21 protein-coding genes are annotated in these 20,590 nt (G+C 59.6%); 12 read left to right on the top strand and 9 right to left on the bottom strand.

Annotation, left to right across the window (positions count from 1 at the left end; all coding sequences use genetic code 11):
* Nucleotides 1-233 precede the first annotated feature (233 nt).
* The 8 genes from PspS35_RS29470 to PspS35_RS29435 all read left to right on the top strand — a co-directional run bounded on the left by PspS35_RS29470 (nt 234) and on the right by PspS35_RS29435 (nt 10,442).
* On the top strand, nt 234-1,523 hold the full coding sequence (locus tag PspS35_RS29470; protein ID WP_159937875.1) for an MFS transporter: 1,290 nt from the start codon (nt 234-236) through the stop codon (nt 1,521-1,523).
* A gap of 240 nt (nt 1,524-1,763) precedes the next feature.
* A complete protein-coding gene (locus tag PspS35_RS29465) occupies nt 1,764-2,750 on the top strand; it encodes a phosphate ABC transporter substrate-binding protein PstS (protein ID WP_099586060.1) in 987 nt (328 codons plus the stop codon).
* 385 nt (nt 2,751-3,135) lie between these two features.
* Nucleotides 3,136-5,169, top strand: a complete 2,034-nt coding sequence (locus PspS35_RS29460; protein WP_174244899.1) for an ABC transporter permease subunit — start codon at nt 3,136-3,138, stop codon at nt 5,167-5,169.
* Nucleotides 5,170-5,184: 15 nt separating this feature from the next.
* A complete protein-coding gene (gene pstA, locus PspS35_RS29455; RefSeq protein WP_159937873.1) occupies nt 5,185-6,855 on the top strand; it encodes a phosphate ABC transporter permease PstA in 1,671 nt (556 codons plus the stop codon).
* Between the two features lie 105 nt (nt 6,856-6,960).
* On the top strand, nt 6,961-7,794 hold the full coding sequence (gene pstB / locus PspS35_RS29450; RefSeq protein WP_159937872.1) for a phosphate ABC transporter ATP-binding protein PstB: 834 nt from the start codon (nt 6,961-6,963) through the stop codon (nt 7,792-7,794).
* Between the two features lie 70 nt (nt 7,795-7,864).
* The gene (phoU, locus tag PspS35_RS29445) at nt 7,865-8,626 is read left to right on the top strand and encodes a phosphate signaling complex protein PhoU (protein WP_053127580.1); all 762 of its coding nucleotides are present in this window, start codon (nt 7,865-7,867) and stop codon (nt 8,624-8,626) included.
* Nucleotides 8,627-8,794: 168 nt separating this feature from the next.
* Complete coding sequence (locus PspS35_RS29440) at nt 8,795-9,703, top strand: response regulator (RefSeq protein ID WP_159937871.1); 909 nt, start codon at nt 8,795-8,797, stop codon at nt 9,701-9,703.
* Nucleotides 9,704-9,770: 67 nt separating this feature from the next.
* Nucleotides 9,771-10,442 carry a peptidoglycan DD-metalloendopeptidase family protein gene (locus PspS35_RS29435; RefSeq protein WP_159937870.1) on the top strand — a complete coding sequence of 224 codons (672 nt, stop codon included), beginning with the start codon at nt 9,771-9,773 and terminating at the stop codon, nt 10,440-10,442.
* 3 nt (nt 10,443-10,445) lie between these two features.
* On the opposite strand, the gene PspS35_RS29430 is transcribed toward PspS35_RS29435, so the two are convergent.
* From PspS35_RS29430 to phoB, 3 genes are all read right to left on the bottom strand, one after another.
* On the bottom strand, nt 10,446-11,786 hold the full coding sequence (locus PspS35_RS29430; protein ID WP_159937869.1) for a hemolysin family protein: 1,341 nt from the start codon (nt 11,784-11,786) through the stop codon (nt 10,446-10,448).
* 269 nt (nt 11,787-12,055) lie between these two features.
* Nucleotides 12,056-13,342: a phosphate regulon sensor histidine kinase PhoR gene (gene phoR / locus PspS35_RS29425; protein ID WP_238786090.1), complete on the bottom strand. Its 1,287-nt coding sequence runs from the start codon at nt 13,340-13,342 to the stop codon at nt 12,056-12,058.
* An 82-nt stretch (nt 13,343-13,424) separates the two neighbouring features.
* Complete coding sequence (gene phoB, locus PspS35_RS29420; RefSeq protein ID WP_003231714.1) at nt 13,425-14,114, bottom strand: phosphate regulon transcriptional regulator PhoB; 690 nt, start codon at nt 14,112-14,114, stop codon at nt 13,425-13,427.
* A gap of 155 nt (nt 14,115-14,269) precedes the next feature.
* Here phoB and PspS35_RS29415 point away from each other — a divergent pair, with 155 nt between their 5' ends.
* Complete coding sequence (locus PspS35_RS29415) at nt 14,270-14,647, top strand: hypothetical protein (protein WP_159937867.1); 378 nt, start codon at nt 14,270-14,272, stop codon at nt 14,645-14,647.
* Nucleotides 14,648-14,766: 119 nt separating this feature from the next.
* On the opposite strand, the gene ubiA is transcribed toward PspS35_RS29415, so the two are convergent.
* Together ubiA and PspS35_RS29405 are read right to left on the bottom strand one after the other, a co-directional pair.
* On the bottom strand, nt 14,767-15,657 hold the full coding sequence (ubiA, locus tag PspS35_RS29410; protein ID WP_159937866.1) for a 4-hydroxybenzoate octaprenyltransferase: 891 nt from the start codon (nt 15,655-15,657) through the stop codon (nt 14,767-14,769).
* Nucleotides 15,657-16,220, bottom strand: a complete 564-nt coding sequence (locus PspS35_RS29405; RefSeq protein ID WP_159937865.1) for a chorismate lyase — start codon at nt 16,218-16,220, stop codon at nt 15,657-15,659. Before PspS35_RS29405 ends, ubiA begins: the two co-directional genes overlap by 1 nt.
* A gap of 196 nt (nt 16,221-16,416) precedes the next feature.
* Here PspS35_RS29405 and PspS35_RS29400 point away from each other — a divergent pair, with 196 nt between their 5' ends.
* The 3 genes from PspS35_RS29400 (at nt 16,417) to PspS35_RS29390 (ending at nt 18,236) form a co-directional block, all read left to right on the top strand.
* A complete protein-coding gene (locus tag PspS35_RS29400; protein ID WP_032884447.1) occupies nt 16,417-16,584 on the top strand; it encodes a rubredoxin in 168 nt (55 codons plus the stop codon).
* A gap of 36 nt (nt 16,585-16,620) precedes the next feature.
* A complete protein-coding gene (locus PspS35_RS29395) occupies nt 16,621-17,769 on the top strand; it encodes an FAD-dependent oxidoreductase (protein ID WP_159937864.1) in 1,149 nt (382 codons plus the stop codon).
* A 191-nt stretch (nt 17,770-17,960) separates the two neighbouring features.
* Nucleotides 17,961-18,236, top strand: coding sequence for an HU family DNA-binding protein (locus tag PspS35_RS29390; protein ID WP_003176958.1), 276 nt, complete (start codon nt 17,961-17,963; stop codon nt 18,234-18,236).
* A gap of 160 nt (nt 18,237-18,396) precedes the next feature.
* On the opposite strand, the gene PspS35_RS29385 is transcribed toward PspS35_RS29390, so the two are convergent.
* The 4 genes from PspS35_RS29385 to PspS35_RS29370 all read right to left on the bottom strand — a co-directional run bounded on the left by PspS35_RS29385 (nt 18,397) and on the right by PspS35_RS29370 (nt 20,466).
* Nucleotides 18,397-18,831 carry a hypothetical protein gene (locus tag PspS35_RS29385; RefSeq protein ID WP_159937863.1) on the bottom strand — a complete coding sequence of 145 codons (435 nt, stop codon included), beginning with the start codon at nt 18,829-18,831 and terminating at the stop codon, nt 18,397-18,399.
* Nucleotides 18,832-18,915: 84 nt separating this feature from the next.
* Nucleotides 18,916-19,224 carry a hypothetical protein gene (locus PspS35_RS29380; RefSeq protein ID WP_159937862.1) on the bottom strand — a complete coding sequence of 103 codons (309 nt, stop codon included), beginning with the start codon at nt 19,222-19,224 and terminating at the stop codon, nt 18,916-18,918.
* Nucleotides 19,221-19,772, bottom strand: a complete 552-nt coding sequence (locus PspS35_RS29375; RefSeq protein WP_159937861.1) for a hypothetical protein — start codon at nt 19,770-19,772, stop codon at nt 19,221-19,223. Before PspS35_RS29375 ends, PspS35_RS29380 begins: the two co-directional genes overlap by 4 nt.
* 253 nt (nt 19,773-20,025) lie before the next feature.
* The gene (locus PspS35_RS29370; protein ID WP_159937860.1) at nt 20,026-20,466 is read right to left on the bottom strand and encodes a hypothetical protein; all 441 of its coding nucleotides are present in this window, start codon (nt 20,464-20,466) and stop codon (nt 20,026-20,028) included.
* Nucleotides 20,467-20,590 lie beyond the last annotated feature (124 nt).

The following is a 20,590-nucleotide window of genomic DNA, read 5'->3' as shown; positions in this document are numbered from 1 at the left end:
CCCTCAAGACGGCGGGTCTTACGCTCGCAAGGGCCGAGTATATCGACACCCTGGCGCCACGACGACCTCCCGGCGCTCATTTGGTCGGTAAATAGACGCTGTATCGCGGCTTTTGTGCACAACTGTTCTCCTGGCGCTGTGCTTTTTCAGGCGATTTGCTATCTTGCCAGACCCGCCGCCAGTCGCGGGCGTGCCGTCCTTATCAAGCTGATTACTATAAGAGAAGCCTTGCCATGTCCTCCGTGCCCGCAAGCAGTGCGCAACCGTCGCGCCCGCTGACCCGCAACGACTACAAAACCCTGTCGCTGTCTGCCTTGGGCGGGGCGCTGGAGTTTTACGATTTCATCATTTTCGTGTTTTTCGCCACCGTGGTCGGAAAACTGTTTTTCCCTGCCGATATGCCCGAATGGCTGCGCATGATGCAGACCTTCGGCATCTTCGCCGCCGGTTACCTGGCCCGCCCGCTGGGCGGCATCATCATGGCGCACTTCGGCGACCTGCTGGGCCGCAAGAAAATGTTCACCCTGAGCATCTTCATGATGGCCGTGCCGACCTTGATCATGGGCCTGCTGCCAACCTACGCGCAGATCGGCCTGTGGGCGCCGATCCTGCTGCTGCTGATGCGCGTCATCCAGGGCGCGGCAATTGGCGGCGAAGTACCGGGCGCTTGGGTGTTCGTCTCCGAACACGTACCGCCGCGCCATATCGGCTACGCCTGCGGCACCCTGACCAGCGGCCTCACCGCCGGTATCCTGCTGGGTTCGCTGGTGGCCACCGCGATCAACACGGCTTATACCCCCGAGCAGGTCTCGGATTACGCCTGGCGTATCCCGTTCCTGCTCGGTGGCGTGTTCGGCCTGCTCTCGGTGTACCTGCGTCGCTGGCTGCATGAAACGCCGATCTTCGCCGAGATGCAGCAGCGCAAGACCCTGGCCGCCGAACTGCCGTTGCGCGCGGTACTGCGTGACCACCGTGGCGCCATCGTGCTGTCGATGCTGCTGACCTGGCTGCTGTCGGCTGGCGTAGTAGTGGTCATCCTGATGACCCCGACGGTGCTGCAAACCGTTTACCACTTCAGCCCAACCGTTGCGCTGCAAGCCAACAGCCTGGCCATCGTCACCCTGAGCCTGGGTTGCATCGCCTCCGGCGCCCTGGCCGACCGCTTTGGTGCGGGTCGCGTGCTGATGGCCGGTTGTGCGCTGTTGCTGGCGACATCCTGGACCCTCTACCACAGCCTGATGGCTCACCCGGACTGGCTGTTCCCGCTGTACGCCTTGACCGGCCTGTTCGTCGGCACCATCGGCGTGGTGCCGTACGTGATGGTCAAAGCCTTCCCACCCGTAGTTCGCTTCAGTGGCTTGTCGTTCTCCTACAACGTGGCCTACGCCGTGTTTGGTGGCCTCACGCCGCTGGCGGTGTCGCTGTTGATGAAGGAAAGCGCGATGGGCCCGGCTTACTACGTGGCTGCCCTGTGTGTGATGGGGATGGTGGTGGGTGGGTATCTTTGGAAGCGTGGGCGTTAAAACACGGCCCGTGTGGCGAGGGATCAAGCTCCCTTGCCACCGAAAAGGAGTTCGTTCATTGATTACAGTATTTTACTGATCTGTCGCGTTACGTGCGCATAACCCCCGTATTTCCAAGCTTTTGTCCTCTCATTCGATAGTGGCCTTTCATCTAACTGTCACATTGCAGACATAGAGTGTTCACACGGCCTCCCGATACTTGGCCCCGATCCAACTATCCCTATCTGCTAGGAGCAAGGCATGAAACTGAAACGTTTGATGGCGGCAATGACTTTTGTCGCTGCTGGCGTTGCGACCGCCAACGCGGTGGCCGCTGGTGTTGATCCGGCAATCCCGGCTTACGTTAAGACCACTGGTGTGTCGGGCAACTTGTCCAGCGTCGGTTCCGATACCCTGGCTAACCTGATGACCCTGTGGGCCGAGGGTTACAAAAAGGAATACCCGAACGTCAACATCCAGATTCAAGCTGCCGGCTCCGCTACTGCGCCACCTGCGCTGACTGAAGGCACCTCCAACCTGGGCCCGATGAGCCGCAAGATGAAGGACACCGAACTGGCGGCCTTCGAGCAGAAGTACGGCTACAAGCCAACCGCTATCCCGGTTGCCGTGGATGCCCTGGCTGTGTTCGTGCACAAGGACAACCCAATCCAGCACCTGACCATGGAACAAGTCGACGCGATCTTCTCCTCAACGCGTCTGTGCGGTGGCAAAGCTGACGTGAAGACCTGGGGCGAACTCGGCGTGACCGGCGACCTGGCCAACAAGCCAGTGCAGCTGTTCGGTCGTAACTCGGTATCCGGCACCTACGGCTACTTCAAGGAAGAAGCCCTGTGCAAAGGCGACTACAAGCCTAACGTGAACGAACAACCAGGCTCGGCTTCGGTCGTGCAGTCGATCAGCTCCTCGCTGAACGGCATCGGTTACTCGGGCATCGGCTACAAGACCGCCAGCGTGAAGACTGTGCCTTTGGCCAAGAAAGGCAGCACTGACTACATCGAAGACACCGAAGAAAACGCCCTGAACGGCAAGTACCCGCTGTCGCGTTTCCTCTACGTTTACGTCAACAAAGCCCCGAACAAGCCTCTGGCGCCGCTGGAAGCTGAGTTCGTGAAACTGGTGCTGTCCAAACAGGGCCAGGAAGTTGTAGTGAAAGACGGCTACATCCCACTGCCAGCCAAAGTTGCCGCCAAGGCCCTGGCTGACCTGGGTCTGAAAGAAGGCAACTAAGTTGCCTGGCAGGACCGGCACGCCGGTCCTGCCTTCCTAATTTTTTAATCCGCTGCCAGCCCTGCTTCGCGGCGGATTTGTTGCGTCACTGCACTGTCATCTTTCTGTCATACAGGATCGCTAGGGTGTGCGCATGAATGATCTGGCCAATTCCACCATGACGACGACTTCCCCCCCCAAGCGCATTGATTTCAATACGCCTGAGCTGCAACGCAAGCGCCGCATTCGCGCGCTCAAAGATCGCCTGACCCGCTGGTACGTGCTGGTGGGCGGCCTTGCCGTTCTGGGCGCGATTACCCTGATCTTCTTCTTCCTCGCCTACGTCGTCGCGCCGTTGTTCCAGGGTGCCTCGCTGACCAAGGAAGACGCGCTGACCCCCGCCTGGATCCAGGACGCCGGCAAGCCGCTGATGATCTCCCTCGAAGAACAGAACCAGGTCGCCATGCGGGTTTCCGACAAGGGCCAGGCGCTGTTCTTTGACGTGCAAACCGGCGCCGAGCTCAAGCGCGTCGACCTGCCGCTTCCTGCCGGGGCCAGCGTTGCTTCTATTGGTGAAGACCAGCCGGGCAGCCCGCTGGTGATCCTTGGTTTTTCCAATGGCCAGTCGTTGGTGTTCCGCCACACCTATAAGGTGTCCTACCCGGACGGCAAGAAGACCATCACGCCTGCGATTGAATACCCTTACGGCGAAACGCCGATCGTGCTGGACGATGCCGGTCGCCCGTTGGAGCACGTCGCCCTCAACGCCACAGACACTTCCCTGGTGGTGGCCGGTTCGGCGGGTTCGCGCTTGAACGTGCTGACCCTGAGCCGCGAAGAAAACATGATGACCGGCGAAGTCACCAGCGAGCAGAAGCGTGTCGAGCTGCCGCAAATGACCGAGCCGGTGAAGGCGATCTTCATCGACCCGCGTCAGCAGTGGCTGTATGTGATCAACGGCCGTGCCCTGGCCGATGTGTTCAGCCTGCGCGACAAGAGCCTCAACGGGCGATACAAGCTGTTGGAAGATGGCAACGCCGAAATCACCGCCAGCACCCAACTGGTCGGCGGTATCTCGCTGGTCATCGGTAACTCCAAAGGTGGCCTGGCCCAGTGGTTCATGGCCCGTGACCCGGATGGCGAACAGCGCTTCAAGCAGATCCGTACCTTCCAAATGGGCACTGCGCCGATCGTTGAAATCACCGCCGAAGAACGCCGTAAAGGCTTCACTGCTCTCGACGCTTCCGGCCAGTTCGGCGTGTTCCACAGCACCGCCCACCGCACGTTGCTGGTGGACCCGGTGGTCGACGGCCAGGGCGTGTTCGGCCTGTCGCCACGGGCCAACCGCGTGATCGTGGAAGCCGGCGGCAAGCTGCAACCGTTGCTGCTCGACAACCCGCACCCGGAAGTGTCCTGGAGCGCACTGTGGAGCAAGGTCTGGTACGAAAACTACGACGAGCCTAAATACGTCTGGCAATCGACTGCCGCCAATACCGACTTCGAACCCAAGATGAGCCTGGCGCCGCTGACCTTCGGTACCTTGAAGGCGGCGTTCTACGCCATGCTGCTGGCCGCACCGCTGGCTGTCGCCGCGGCGATCTACACCGCCTACTTCATGGCCCCGAGCCTGCGCCGCAAGGTCAAGCCGGTGATCGAGTTGATGGAAGCGATGCCGACGGTGATCCTCGGCTTCTTCGCCGGCCTGTTCCTGGCGCCGTATGTGGAAGGGCATCTGCCGGGGATTTTCAGCCTGTTGATGCTGCTGCCGATAGGCATCCTGGTGGCGGGCTTTGTGTTCAGCCGCCTGCCAGAGTCGATCCGCCTGCGCGTTCCCGATGGCTGGGAAAGCGCGATCCTGATCCCGGTGATCCTGTTCGTGGGCTGGCTCTCGCTGTACATGAGCCCGTACCTGGAAACCTGGTTCTTCGGCGGCGACATGCGCATGTGGATCTCCCACGACCTCGGCATCACCTACGACCAGCGCAATGCCCTGGTAGTCGGTCTGGCGATGGGCTTCGCGGTGATCCCGAACATCTACTCCATCGCCGAAGACGCCGTGTTCAGCGTGCCGCGGGGCCTGACCCTGGGCTCCCTGGCCCTGGGCGCCACGCCGTGGCAAACCATGACCCGCGTGGTGATCCTGACCGCCAGCCCGGGCATCTTCTCGGCGCTGATGATCGGCATGGGCCGTGCAGTGGGCGAGACCATGATCGTACTGATGGCCACCGGTAACACGCCGGTGATGGAGATGAACCTGTTCGAAGGCCTGCGCACGCTGGCGGCCAACGTCGCGGTGGAGATGCCGGAGTCGGAAGTGGGCGGCAGTCACTACCGCGTGCTGTTCCTCTCGGCGCTGGTGCTGTTGCTGTTCACCTTCGTCATGAACACCCTCGCGGAGCTGATCCGTCAGCGTCTGCGCAAGAAATACTCGTCGCTTTAAGAAAGGTAGAAGTCTGTGAAACAGAACTCCCTGAATGGATGGTTCAAGAGCGGCGCTCCCGGCGTCTGGATCAGCGGTGGCGCGGTGTCCATCGCGGTCATCATGACCATTGGTTTGCTGGCAGTGATTGCGGTGCGCGGTCTGGGCCACTTTTGGCCGGCTGACCTGATCCAGGCCAACTACACCGTGCCGGGCCAGGCAAACCATATCGTCATCGGCGAAGTGGTGCAGAAAGAAGAAGTGCCCCGCGAGCGCCTGAAAAGTGCTGGCCTGCCGGTGCCCGATGAAGGCCCGGAATTCATGACCCGCGAGCTGATCAAGGTCGGCAACCGGGACCTCAATGGCAACGATTTCACCTGGATCGTCGGCGAGTGGTTGAAGGACCAGACCACACCGAAAAACCTGATGGCCATCGAGCGTCGTGAGTGGGGCAATTTCTACGGTACCTTGGTCAACGTCAAACAGGATGGCAAGGTCATCGCCGAAGGCGAGGCCGCGTGGCCGCAGCTGCAGGCCCGCGTTGACCGCGTGAACAAGCTGGCCGCCCAGCTCAAGAGCCTGGAGAAAACCGATATCGGCGCGATCAACGCCGGCCTCGAACGCATTCGCTTGCACGGGCGCAAACTGGAACTGGAAGGCAAGCTCGATGCCGCCGCCCAGGCCGATATGGATGCCGACCGCGCCGAGCTGAATGCGCGTTACCAGGACATCGAAGCGCGCCTGTCCGACCTGCACGCCCAGTTCAACCGCGATGCCCTGACCGCTCGTGATGGCAACGGCAAGGAAATCGAAATCGGCATCGGCAAAGTGGTGCACGCCTACCAGCCGAACGCTATGGGCACGCTGACCAAGATCGGTTTCTACTTCAGCAAGGTCTGGGAATTCCTGAGCGACGACCCGCGGGAAGCCAACACCGAAGGCGGGATCTTCCCGGCCATCTTCGGCACCGTGATGATGACCCTGATCATGGCGATGATCGTGACCCCGTTCGGCGTACTGGCGGCGGTGTACCTGCGTGAATACGCCAAGCAGAACACGCTGACCCGCATCATCCGTATCGCCGTGAACAACCTGGCCGGCGTACCGGCCATTGTCTACGGTGTGTTCGGCCTGGGCTTCTTCGTGTATGTACTGGGTGGCTCGGTTGACCGGCTGTTCTTCGCCGAAGCGCTGCCGGCACCGACCTTCGGTACGCCGGGCCTGCTGTGGGCCTCGCTGACCCTGGCGCTGCTGGCGGTACCGGTGGTGATCGTGGCCACCGAAGAAGGCCTGGCGCGGATTCCGCGTACGGTGCGTGAAGGTTCCCTGGCGCTGGGCGCGACCAAGGCGGAAACGCTGTGGAAGATCGTGCTGCCGATGGCCAGCCCGGCCATGATGACCGGCATGATCCTCGCCGTGGCCCGCGCCGCCGGTGAAGTGGCGCCGCTGATGCTGGTAGGTGTGGTGAAACTGGCCCCGTCGCTGCCGCTGGACGGCAACTACCCGTACCTGCACCTGGACCAGAAGATCATGCACTTGGGCTTCCACATCTATGACGTCGGCTTCCAGAGCCCCAACGTCGAAGCCGCACGGCCACTGGTGTACGCCACTGCCTTGCTGCTGGTGATGGTGATCGCCACGCTCAACCTGTCGGCGGTGTGGATACGTAACCACCTGCGCGAGAAATACAAAGCGTTGGATAGTTAATTGAAGTGAACGCGGACCAAATGTGGGACCGCGTTACACACAGATTTTTGAGTAGACCGCCACAGGCGGTTCAACGAAACGAATTGGTAGCACAGGGAGCATCCCATGCAACACGACACCCATTCCCACGGCATCAACATGTCGGCCCTGGGTCGCGACAAGCAGAGCCTGAGCCTGGCTGAAGAAACCGTGGCCATCGAAGTACCGGGCCTGAGCCTGTACTACGGTGAAAAGCAGGCGTTGTTCGACGTCAGCATGAACATCCCGAAGCAGCGTGTAACCGCCTTTATCGGCCCGTCGGGCTGCGGTAAGTCCACGTTGCTGCGTACCTTCAACCGTATGAACGACCTGGTCGACGGTTGCCGCGTGGACGGTGCCATCAACCTCTACGGCACCAACATCTATCGCAAGGGCGAAGACGTGGCCGAGCTGCGTCGTCGGGTCGGCATGGTGTTCCAGAAGCCCAACCCGTTCCCCAAGACCATCTACGAAAACGTGGTCTATGGCCTGCGCATCCAAGGCATCAACAAAAAGCGCATCCTCGATGAAGCCGTGGAATGGGCCTTGAAAGGCGCGGCGCTGTGGGATGAGGTCAAGGACCGCCTGCATGAGTCGGCCCTTGGCTTGTCCGGCGGCCAGCAGCAACGTCTGGTGATTGCCCGCACCATCGCGGTGGAGCCGGAAGTGTTGCTGCTCGACGAACCGTGCTCGGCACTCGACCCGATCTCGACGCTGAAGGTCGAAGAGCTGATCTACGAGCTCAAGTCCAAGTTCACCATCGTTATCGTGACCCACAACATGCAACAGGCGGCGCGGGTGTCGGACTACACCGCGTTCATGTACATGGGCAAACTGGTGGAATTCGGCGATACCGATACCCTGTTCACCAATCCGGCGAAGAAGCAGACCGAAGACTACATCACCGGTCGCTATGGCTAGGAAGCTGTGGTTCTGATTGCACTGACGCTGCGGTTCTCCGCACCTTACCGGACGCTCCAAGGACGCCAACATGATTAGCAAAGAAGGCCTTACCCATCACATCTCCGCGCAGTTCAACGCCGAGCTTGAGGAGGTGCGCAGCCACCTCCTGGCGATGGGCGGGCTGGTGGAGAAGCAAGTCAACGACGCGGTGACCGCGCTGATCGAGGCCGACTCGGGCCTGGCCCAGCAGGTGCGTGAGATCGATGACCAGATCAACCAGATGGAACGCAACATCGACGAAGAATGCCTGCGCATTCTGGCCCGTCGCCAGCCGGCGGCCTCGGACCTGCGTTTGATCATCAGCATCTCCAAGTCGGTGATCGACCTGGAGCGCATCGGCGACGAAGCCACCAAGATTGCCCGCCGCGCCATCCAACTGTGCGAAGAAGGCGAAGCGCCGCGCGGCTACGTGGAAGTGCGCCACATCGGCGACCAGGTGCGCAACATGGTGCGCGATGCCCTCGATGCGTTTGCGCGTTTTGACGCTGACCTGGCGTTGTCGGTGGCGCAGTACGACAAGGTCATCGACCGCGAATACAAGACGGCCCTGCGTGAACTGGCCACCTACATGATGGAAGACCCGCGCTCTATCTCGCGGGTCTTGAGCATCATCTGGGTGCTGCGTTCCTTGGAGCGGATCGGCGATCACGCACGCAATATCTCGGAATTGGTGATCTATCTGGTGCGCGGCACGGACGTACGGCACATGGGCCTCAAGCGCATGAAGGCCGAAGTTGAAGGTTCTGCCGATCAAATCCCTAATGTTCCGGGCGAACCTGACGATAAGTAAGGTTGCCCGAGAAATTAACGCCCGGCCTTTGGTCGGGCGTTTTCGTTTCTGGCATCTGAATTTTTTGCGCAGCGGAAGAAATAAAGTCCAGCTGTGACTACCGAGTTTTGGCAAAATGCCATCAGTCAGGCGTTCTGCGTGCCGAAGTTTTTATAGGATGAAGGGTCGATGAGTAAAGTCAGTGTATTGGTGGTGGATGACGCCTCGTTTATCCGCGATCTGGTGAAGAAGTGCCTGCGCAACTACTTCCCCGGGATCAAGCTTGAAGATGCGGTGAACGGCAAAAAGGCCCAGGCCATCCTGATGCGCGAGACCTTCGACCTGGTGCTGTGTGACTGGGAAATGCCAGAGATGTCCGGCCTGGAACTGTTGACCTGGTGCCGTGAGCAACCGCACCTCAAGGCTATGCCGTTTGTCATGGTGACCAGCCGTGGCGACAAAGAGAACGTGGTACAGGCTATCCAGGCCGGCGTTTCCGGTTACGTCAGCAAGCCGTTCACCAACGAGCAACTGCTGAACAAGGTCAAACAGGCCCTGCACAAGGTCGGCCGTCTTGATGCGCTGGTTGCCAGTGCACCGACCAAGATGAACTCCGCCTTCGGCAACGACTCCCTCAGCGCCCTGACCGGCGGCAAGCCTGAAGCGGTGCGTTCGGCGCCGATTGCCGCTGCAGCGCCTGCGCCAAGCAAAGGCCTGCTCAACAGCCCGCCGGTGCAAGCCCCAGCTGCAACACCGGCTGCCGGGCGTGGCCAGGGCCAACTGCGCCTGTCCAGCGGTACCCAGCAATGCGTGATCAAGGCACTGAGCATCAAGGAAGCGCTGCTGGTGGTGCGTCGCACTGAGGTCCTGCCTCAGGTACTGGAAAGCGCCGTGCTCGACCTGGAGCAAGGCGACAACGCCGAAGTGGCCCGCCTCAACGGCTACCTGCACGCCATCGTCGCCTTCGAGCCCAAGCCTGACAGCGATTGGCTGCAACTGACCTTCCGGTTTATCGACCAGGATGCGCAGAAGCTCGACTACATCTCTCGCCTGATCGCACGGGGCACGGCGCAGAAGCATTTCGTGCCGGGTGCGTAAGCGCCAGCATAGAGCTGTCATCCACACTTGCTAACCTGCCGCTCAGTCATCTCGGAAGGTTCACACCATGCTCCTTCGCCTTTTACTGTGCTGCGGGCTGGCCACGGTCACTACCTCGACCTTGGCCATGACCGTCTACAAATCCACCGACGCCAATGGTGTGGTGTTTTTCAGCGACCGGCACACCCCGGGCGCTCAAGCGTTTGAGCTGCAGGAGCGCCGAGTCGAGCGTGTAAGACGACCGGTGCTCGACATGCCCAAACCCCTCTACCGACCGCAAGCCTACCGCTACCCCTTACCCTGGCGCGGCGGCCCGTTCCGCCTGACCCAAGGCCCCAACGGCAGCTTCAGCCACACCGACGCCAAGAGTCGCTATGCGATGGACATCGCCATGCCCGAAGGCACGCCGATCATTGCGGCGCGCAGTGGGGTGGTGGTGAAAATCGAGAATAGCCAGGCCGGGCGCGGCAATGATGCGTCGGGGAATTTTGTGCGGGTGCAGCATGATGACGGCACACAGGGCGTGTACCTGCATCTCAAGCAAGGGTCGGTCAGTGTGAGGGCGGGGCAGCGTGTGGCACTGGGGAGCCCGCTGGCGTTGTCGGGCAATACCGGCAACAGCAGCGGGCCGCACCTGCACTTTGTGGTACAGCGCGCCACCGAGGCAGGGCTGGTGTCGATCCCGTATGAGTTCAACCAGCCGGTGGGCGCCTTGCCCAACTTTGCGTTGGGCAAGTGAGGCTCAGTCGAGCATCAACACCTTGGCCAGCACGATCTTCGGTCCTTTCATCTTCTTGATGATGATGCGCAGGCCTTCAACTTCCAGCACTTCTTCCTCTTCCGGCACCCGTTTCAGGGTTTCGTAGATCAGGCCGGCCAGGGTTTCGGCTTCGATGTGGTCCAGGTCGATGCCCAGCAGGCGCTCCACCTTGAACAGCGGCGTATCGCCGCGTACCAGCAGCTTGCCCGGCTGGTAGGCCAGGATGCCGCGCTCGGCCTTGCGGTGTTCGTCCTGGATATCGCCGACCAGCACTTCCAGCACGTCTTCCATCGTCAGGTAGCCGATGATGTTGCCGTCGGCCTCTTCGACCACGGCGAAGTGCGAGCCGCCCTTGCGGAACTGTTCCAGCAACTGCGACAGCGGCATGTGCCGCGACACGCGCTCCAGTGGGCGTGTCAGCTCGGCCAGGTTGAACGACTCGGGGATATGGTCGAGTTCGGCCAGCTCCAGCAGCAAGTCCTTGATGTGCAGCAGGCCGACGAACTCCTGGCGGACGCTGTCGTACACCGGGTAGCGGCTGAACTTGTGGCGGCGGAACAGCGCGAGGATTTCCTTGAGCGGTGCGTTGAACTCAAGCGTCACCAGGTCTTCCCGGGAGTTGGCCCAGTCCACCACTTCCAGCTCGCCCATTTCCACGGCGGAGGCCAGTACGCGCATGCCTTGGTCGCTCGGGTCCTGGCCTCGGCTGGAGTGCAGGATCAGCTTGAGTTCTTCGCGGCTGTAATGGTGCTCATGGTGCGGGCCAGGCTCGCCTTGGCCGGCGATACGCAGGATCGCGTTGGCGCTGGCGTTGAGCAGGTAGATCGCCGGGTACATCGCCCAGTAGAACAGGTACAGCGGCACCGCCGTCCACAGCGACAGCAACTCGGGCTTGCGAATCGCCCAGGACTTGGGTGCCAGCTCACCGACCACGATGTGCAGGTAGGAAATCACGAAGAACGCCGCAAAGAACGACACGCCTTTGATCACTTCCGGCGATTGGACGCCCATTGCGCCCAACAGCGGCTCCAGGATGTGCGCAAACGCCGGCTCACCGACCCAGCCCAGGCCCAGGGAGGCGAGGGTGATACCCAACTGGCAGGCCGACAGGTAGGCATCGAGCTGGTTGTGTACGGTGCGCAGGATCTGTCCGCGCCAGCCATTGGTGTGGGCGATGGCTTCGACCCGGGTCGAGCGCAACTTGACCATGGCAAACTCCGCCGCAACGAAAAATCCGTTGAGCAGTACCAGGATCAGAGCAAAAAGAATCATGCCGAAGTCGGCGAAGAGTGTGGCGAAGGTGATACCTGGGGAAGGGTCCATGATGGGGTTTTGCAGGTTCCGTGTGTTCAATAAGGGGTGACAGGTGGGCCTGAAAGGCAGGCGCAAGTCGGCCAATGTAGCGGCTGACGGGGCGCTTGACTAGTGGTTGCTGCCGGGTGGGGTGTGGAATGCATTGTCCAAAACACTGGAGATCCATTGTGGGAGGGGGCTTGCCCCCGATGGCGGGGTGTCAGTCAACTGATCTATGACTGCTCCACCGCTGTCGGGGGCAAGCCCCCTCCCACATTTCCAGCTGTGTTGTGTTCGGATTATTCGTCATTTCCGACGAGCCGCGAACGCGTCACCTGCCCCGGCGGAAAATGGCAGGTAAAGGTGCTGCCATGCCCCAGCACGCTGCTGATTTCCAGGCGCGCACGGTGGCGCAGCAGCACATGCTTGACGATCGCCAGGCCCAGCCCGGTGCCGCCGGTGTTGGAGTTGCGGCTGGAGTCGACGCGGTAGAAACGCTCGGTCAGGCGCGGCAGGTGCTTGGCGTCGATACCGATGCCGGAGTCCTGCACGCTCAGGTGCGCGCCTTGCTCGTCGGCCCACCAGCGGATGCGGATGGTGCCCTTGTCCTGGGTGTATTTCACGGCGTTGAACACCAGATTGGAGAACGCGCTGCGCAATTCGCCCTCGCTGCCCTTGAGCAACACCTGTGGGTCGGCGTCCAGGCTGATCTGCTGCCCACGCTCGCCCGACAGGGCCTGGGCGTCATTCTTGATGGTCTGCAACAGGCCTTGCACGGCCACCGGATGGTTGTCCGACGGGTAATCGGTGGCCTCAAGCTTGGCCAGCAACAGCAGGTCGTTGAGCAGGGTCTGCATGCGCGAACCCTGCTGCTGCATCTGTTGCAGGGCGCGGCTCCAGCGCGGGTTGATCTCGTCGACGTTGTCCAGCAACGTCTCCAGGTACCCGCAGATCACCGTCAGCGGCGTGCGCAGTTCGTGGGAGACATTGGCGACGAAGTCTTTGCGCATCTGCTCCAGCTGGTGGATGCGGGTCACGTCGCGCACCAGCATCAGGTGCTCGTTGTTGCCGTAGCGCGTCAGGTACAGCTGGATGCGCACGCGGTCGTTGGTCGGCGAGGGGATTTCCAGGGCTTCTTCGTAGTTGTCCTGCTCGAAGTATTCCTTGAAGCGCGGGTGGCGTACCAGGTTGGTCACGGGCTGGCCGCTGTCCTGGGGCGTCTTGAGGCCCAGCAGGGTCTCGGCGGCGCGGTTCCACCATTCCAGGTTGCCGTCGCTGTCGAGCATGATCACCGCGTCCTTCAGCGCGGCGGTGGACTCCTGCACCCGGTCGATCACCGCTTGCAGGCGCCCGCGCACCCGTTGGTCGCGGCGTTGCAGGTGGTAGATACTGTCGAACACCTCGCCCCACAGGCCGTAGCCGTCAGGTGGCGCTTCGTCGGGTTTGTGCTGGCGCAGCCATTCATGCAGGCGCAACAGCTGCTTGAGGGTCCAGCCCAGGTACAGGCCGATGCCGATGGCCAGGCTCCAACCGTAATAGCCGCTGATCAGCCCGACCAACAGGCAACCGGTGATCAGCAGGAGCATGTGGCGAATCAGGGTGCCATGCCAGTTCTGGTTCACTTAAACATGCGTCCTTGTCAGCTGTTAAGGGAGGAAAGTGACTGGCTCAGCCCTTGGTGGAGAACCGGTAGCCGGTACCGCGCACGGTTTGTACCAGATTCTCGTAGGCATCGCCCAAGGCTTTGCGCAGGCGACGGATATGTACGTCGACGGTGCGTTCTTCCACATACACGTTGCCGCCCCACACCTGGTCCAGCAACTGGCCACGGGTGTAGGCGCGTTCCTGATGGGTCATGAAAAATTGCAGCAGGCGGTATTCGGTAGGGCCCATCTCGGCCGGTGTGCCGTCGATGGTGACGCGGTGGCTGATCGGGTCGAGGATCAGGCCGCCGACCTCGATAGGCGCTTCGCCATCGGTCGGGCCGGCGCGGCGCAGTACGGCTTTCAGACGTGCTACCAGTTCCCGTGGGGAAAATGGTTTGGTGATGTAGTCGTCGGCGCCGACTTCCAGGCCCTGGATCTTGTTGTCCTCTTCGCCCTTGGCGGTGAGCATGATGATCGGGATATCCCCCGTCAGCTCATCACGCTTGAGGCGGCGGGCCAGTTCGATGCCGGAGGTGCCGGGCAGCATCCAGTCCAGCAGGATCAGGTCCGGCTTGCGGTCAACGATAATGGCATGGGCCTGCTGGGAGTTCTCCGCCTCCAGGCAGTCGTAGCCGGCCATTTCCAACGCAACGGCGATCATCTCGCGGATGGGCGCTTCGTCGTCAACAATCAGAATGCTCCTGCCAACCATGCTCAAAAATCCTCTTGTCATTTAACTGTCTTGCGCCGCATTAGATAACGGAATTATTGCAGTCGTGTGACAGTAATTTAGTCGCTCGGGCAATTGAGGGCACTCTGGACTAGGCTTTGGGTCCGAATCCTGACAACCACAAAAGGAAGGTTCCGATGACTGACAGCACTGTTTCCTGGAAAGCCCTGCTGGTAACGGCGGCGTTGACGCTGCCGACCCTGGCGTTCGCGGCGGAGCCGGCGATGACCGAAGGCGGCATGTTGGTGGATCACAAGGGCATGACGCTCTACACCTTCGATAAGGATGCCGATGGCAAGTCGGTGTGCAAGGACCAGTGTGCGACCAATTGGCCGCCGCTGAAAGCTGAATCCACAGACACAAAAACGGGCGATTGGACCGTCATTACCCGTGATGACCAGACCAGCCAATGGGCCTACAAAGGCAAGCCCGTCTACACCTACAAGGATGACCACAAGGCTGGGGACAAGACCGGGGATGGCAAGGGTGGCGCTTGGCATGTGATCAAGCCCTGAATCGGCTACGCCGCTAAAAGCATCGCGGGCAAGCCCGCTCCCACATTTTACGGTGTTCACACATCAAAATGTGGGAGGGGGCTTGCCCCCGATGGCGTCGGTACAGGCGCCACAAAACCTCAGCGCAACGCGTAGTCCAGGACAATCCCCACAAAAATCGCCAACCCCGCCCAATGGTTATGCAAAAACGCCTTGAAGCACTTCATGCGGTCCCGGTCGCGGGTGTACCAGAACTCCCAGGCAAAGCAGCCCGCCGCCGCCAGCAAGCCCAGGTGGAACCAGCCGCCCAGCTCGAACCGCGAGCCCGCCAGCAGCAGGCACACCAGCGCCAGGTTTTGCAGGGTCAGGATGATCACGCGGTCCGCATCGCCAAACAGGATCGCGGTGGACTTCACGCCGATCTTCAAGTCGTCGTCACGGTCGGTCATCGCGTAATAGGTGTCGTAGCCCACTGTCCACAGCAGGTTGGCGATGTACAGCAGCCATGCCGCAGCAGGCAAATCGCCGGTTTCGGCGGTAAACGCCATCGGCATCCCCCAGGAGAACGCCGCGCCCAACACCACCTGCGGGTAATAGGTGTAGCGCTTCATGAACGGGTAGCTCGCCGCCAGCGCCAACCCACCCAGGGACAACAGGATCGTGGTGGCGTTGGTCAGCAGCACCAGCAGGAAACTGATGCCCATCAGCACCGCAAAGAACACCAGCGCCTCTTTGGACCTGATCTTGCCGCTTACCAGCGGGCGCTGCTCGGTGCGCTTCACATGGCCGTCGACCTTGCGGTCGGCCCAGTCGTTGATCACGCAGCCGCCGGCTCGGGTCAGCACCACACCCAGCACGAAAACCACGATATTGATGAGGGACGGCGAACCCTTGCCGGCAATCCACAGCGCCCACAGCGTTGGCCACAGCAGCAGGTAGATGCCGATGGGCTTATCCATACGCGTCAACTGAATGAAATCCCAGGCCCTGGGGTTCAGGCGGTTCAAGGATTTGAGCAGGCGTTGGTACATCAGCGGTTCTCCGGGTGGTCGTGCAGCGCGTGCCAAAAGCTCGGCAAGAAGATTTCTGCCACCAGCACGCTCAGCGATCCGCGATCAAAACGCGAGCGGCGTGCCCATAGCCCCTGCGCCTGATCGGCAGTGGGCAGCCATTGTCGTGGGTAATGGCACACTTCGATTGCCTGGCGTGTGAAGGCTTGATCGCAGAACAGCAACTCGCCCAGGGAGCGGCTGCCCAGCTCATCCATGTGCAAGCCATCGCCCTGCAGGGCACTGCGCGCCGCCACGCTGCGGGCAAACACCCACGGCTGGCCGTGCCCACGCAAATACACTTCGCGCACCCAACCGATCGTGGCGGGGGCCAAGTCCAGGGCTGCGCACTCGTCGTCCCGTAGCGGCTGCCAGCCTTCGAACAACGGCGTCACGCTGAAACCGTCGTTGGACAGCCATGTCAGCCGCCGCGTCAGCGAGCCTTCATCGAACAGCCAATTGAGGGTCAAGGGCGCAGGCATAGGGCTCAAACGGCTCTGGATCAGCCATTGGCAAGCAGCGGGGAGGGCGATTGAGTGCGGCACGGAGAGTCAGTAATCGGCAGCAAAAGAGGCGGCGAGCTTATCATGGCACCCTGGACTTTTGCCGGGTTGAACCGGCACCTTGCGTCGATCGCGCTTGCATCTGCCGGCCCCGATCAGTACAAAACGCCCTGAGCCGCGCGGCAACGCTGGATCCATCGACCGTCGGCCAAGACGCCTGAACCTGAGGAAGCAAGTAATGAAGAAGTGGCAATGTATCGTCTGTGGCCTTATCTACAACGAAGCAGACGGCTGGCCTGATGATGGCATTGCGCCCGGCACCCGTTGGGAAGACGTCCCGGCAGACTGGCTGTGCCCGGATTGCGGCGTGGGCAAAATGGATTTCGAAATGATCGAAATCGCTTAATCCCGAATTTAAGAAACGTACTACAAGGAGAAAGGAATGAACGCACCTGTCGTGATCATCGGCACAGGGCTGGCCGGTTACAACGTAGCCCGGGAGTTTCGCAAGCTCGACAGCGAAACCCCCTTGCTGCTGATCACCGCAGATGACGGGCGCTCCTACTCCAAGCCCATGCTCTCCACCGGTTTTGGCAAGAACAAGGAAGCCGACGGCCTGTGCATGGCTGAACCGGGCGCCATGGCCGAGCAACTCAAGGCCCAAGTGCGCACCCACACCCGGGTCAGCGGCATCGACCCGGGCCACAAGCGCTTGTGGATCGGCGAGGAAGCGGTGGCTTACCGCGACCTGATCCTGGCCTGGGGCGCCCAAACCGTGCAGGTGCCCGTGGAGGGCGATGCGGCTGAACTGATTTTCCCGATCAACGATCTCGAAGACTACGCGCGCTTTCGCACCGCCGCCGCCGGCAAACACCGGGTGCTGCTGCTCGGCGCTGGCCTGATCGGCTGTGAATTCGCCAACGACCTGATCCTCGGCGGCTATGAAATCGACCTGGTGGCGCCGTGTGAGCAAGTCATGCCAACCCTGCTGCACCCGGCAGCCGCTGGCGCTGTACAGGCCGGGCTTGAAGGCCTGGGCGCGCGTTTCCACCTGGGCCCGGTGCTCAACCGCCTGCAACGTACCGCTGACGGCCTGCAAGCCCACCTGTCGGACGGCGAAGTGATCGCCTGCGACCTGGTGGTCTCGGCCATCGGTTTGCGCCCGCGCATCGACCTGGCCGCCGCAGCCGGCTTGCAAACCAACCGTGGGATCATGGTGGACCGCCACCTCAAGACCTCCCACGCCAATATCTACGCCTTGGGCGACTGCGCTGAGGTCGACGGCTTGAACTTGTTGTACGTCATGCCCCTGATGACCTGCGCCCGCGTCCTGGCCCAGACCCTGGCCGGTAACGCCACTGCCGTCAGCTATGGCCCAATGCCCGTCACCGTGAAAACCCCGGTCTGCCCGCTGGTGGTTTCGCCACCACCACGGGGCACCGAAGGCGTGTGGAGCGTTGAGGGCCAGGGCGCCGACATCAAGGCCCTGTGCCGCGACGCCAGCGGTCGCCTGCTGGGCTACGCGCTGACCGGCACGGCCGTGATGGAAAAACTCGCCCTCAACAAAGAACTTCCGCCGTTGCTGGCGTAAATGCTGGTCGTTCTGTCGGAATAAGCACGTTTTTCAGCCTAGAAAGGTCGCCGCAAGACTGGCGGAGCGTGCGAGGGCATGCCATCCTCACTTCCGTCTGCCGCAGAGTAGAGCCTGCGGCGCTTTGGGCGCCGTTCCGTCAGAGAGCGGCACGGACATAACAACAAAAAACCGTCAAAGAGGCTTCACACATGCGTAAACCAGAACTCGCAGCCGCCATCGCGGAAAAAGCGGATCTCACCAAAGAACAGGCCAACCGCGTCCTCAACGCCGTTCTCGAAGAAATCACCGGCGCCCTGCACCGCAAGGACAGCGTCACCCTGGTTGGCTTCGGTACCTTCCTGCAACGCCACCGCGGCGCCCGCACCGGCAAAAATCCACAAACCGGCGAGCCAGTGAAAATCAAAGCGAGCAATACCGTTGCGTTCAAGCCGGGCAAGTCGCTGAAAGATACCGTTAACGCGTAAGCAGTACCGTCTCGACAGGGGGGCGGGGTGGTAGAAGAAATGGGCACACCGATTCAGTCGAGTGCCCATTTTTTGTGGGTGTTGATTGACAATCCGTTCAGGTCGTTGTGGTAGTAGCGCACGCTTTGATGCTCGCCCGTGCCGTCCACTCGAGCTAGCGTTACATAGCCGTCTTCTTCATAGATATAGAGGCTGGTCTGGCTATGTCGGTGCTCCCGTAACAGACGGCGTGGGCATTGGGACTGCGTATCCGTGAGCCAACGGCCGTCGGGTAACTGTCCCAGAACGAATCGTAGCAATACCCAAATCGCGGGCTCGGCGTCAGGTCGATTGAAATTATTTGATCTTCATCTTTAACCAGCACATACCAATTAGCTGAGGCGGGATCTTTTAAGTCTTCGTTCATTACAGCAAAGTCTGAACGTTCTAGCGCTGGTGGCTGAACTGTGAAATTGTGCCGGGCCTGTGGATAAAAAACTGCGCTACTGTAATGTTGATAAAAATACGATAAGTCATCAGGAACGGGATGGTTCGACAAACCAATGGATGGTTCTGTCGTGCAATCAGAATTTTCTATCAATTCAAGAATTTTCATCTTCCGCATCCATTGTAGATAAAGAGGGTAACTTTAATTAAAATGAAATGCATCCATCCATTTTTGCCTCAGCCATTTGATCCTTTACCAATCGCCTCGCCACTCCTCAGCGTACTCTGACGTTGGGTCAAGGCCGACAATTTTCCCTATGGCGTAAATGTGTTCAAATATAGATTCGCGTTCGACAGTTTCTATTTCATCCTCGAAATAATTAATGTTAAGTATGCACTTTTTGAAGTTTTCCAAGAGGGTCGATTGATTTGTATTTTTGGGAAGTTGTTGCAGTTCACTGATAAGAGCTTCGAGCAACCTCTTTATCTTGGCGATAAGTTTTTTTTCACCCTCTAGATTGAGGTGATGTATTTGAAAGTCCTGTAACTCTTTGTTTTTCATTTGGCTGGACTCGATTTTTTGGCGTGTGGCGCTGAGATGCCTTTGAATAAGAATTCTTTGGATTTGTCCCAATTCACTCTGTTTTCAAAATAGTTTATTAAACGATTTTGTAGCTTTTCTGGATCGCCGATCATGCCTGATAATTCATATTTATAAATGGTGTCCAGGTCGTCGGTTAACGTTAAGTTGCTTTTCAATGTAATTGCATCAAGCGTTTCAAAAGAATCAGTCAGTTCTATAAGATCCGCGCCGTAATTACCGCCAATAATAGCTCTCAGCATTTTTTTTTCGGGAGGGCGCATATCTATGCGGACTTTATCCGATGACGGCTCACTTATGGCGAGGCCCTTCAAAGCCTTCGTGGACGTGAAAATAAAAAATAGCGGGTCAACTTTTTCGAGGTTTACACCTGTCCAGGTATCCTGAGTAGTTGTCAAGTCGAAAAACTGCAGGTAGTAGTTTTCACGCATCTGGACAAGCGTGTATAGGTCATCTTTTAGTTTTAAACTTAGAATCTTGCCTTCTTGCCATGTGATCTTCTTCAGCATCTTCCGGGACCTTTGGATTTCTTAGTTGGTTTTTGAGGTTTGACACCTCTATCCGTGAGCGCAGGCGGCCGCTGCGGTCATATTCGCTGCGCGTGGTGATCTGGCCTTGGGTACGCAGGACTTCACGGTGCAGGCGGTCGCGTTCGAAGTCGCAGATGACGCGGCCGTCGAGGCTGATCTGGTGCAGGTGGCCGCTGCCGTAGTACGGGCGGTTGAGCCAACGGCCGTCGGAGCATATAGTCTGGTCTCGCTATCAAGTGTGGCCTGGTATCCAGAATAAGCTTTTACCTCCCGATTTAATGATTTTCTCAATCAGCTCAGTAAATGATTTTGCGATCAGTGTGCTCTCATCGGCGGTCGGGTAACTGTCCCAGAACGAGTGGTAGCAGTAGCCAAATTGCGGGCCGGGTTTCAGGTCAATTGAAATTATTTGGTCCTCACATTTAACGAGCGCGTACCAGTTAGCTGAGTCTGGGTCCTCCAAGTCTTCGTTCATAACGACAAAGTCGGAACGTTCAAGTTCTGGCGCCTGAACCGTGAAGCTGTACTGTGCCCTTGGATAGAAAACAGCGCTGCTGAAATGGTTATAAAAATCGGCCAAGTCATCGGGGACGAGATTATTCGGCAACCCAGTGGAAGGTGCTGTCGTGCAGTCAGAATTCTCCATCAAATCAACGACTTTAATCAGGCTCATCTTCCGCATCCCTTACGCAGGTAGTTTTTCATTGCTTTGTTGTACTAGCCGCGTGAAGCCTTCGGGAAACCCTTAACTTCGGCAGCCTTAAAGATTTCGAGTGATGGGAGTGGATTTATTTATA

The sequence above is a fragment of the Pseudomonas sp. S35 genome, assembly GCF_009866765.1.
Lineage (GTDB): Bacteria > Pseudomonadota > Gammaproteobacteria > Pseudomonadales > Pseudomonadaceae > Aquipseudomonas.
The sequence above is the reverse complement of the archived record's forward strand: the minus strand, read 5'-3'. Positions and strand labels throughout refer to the sequence as shown.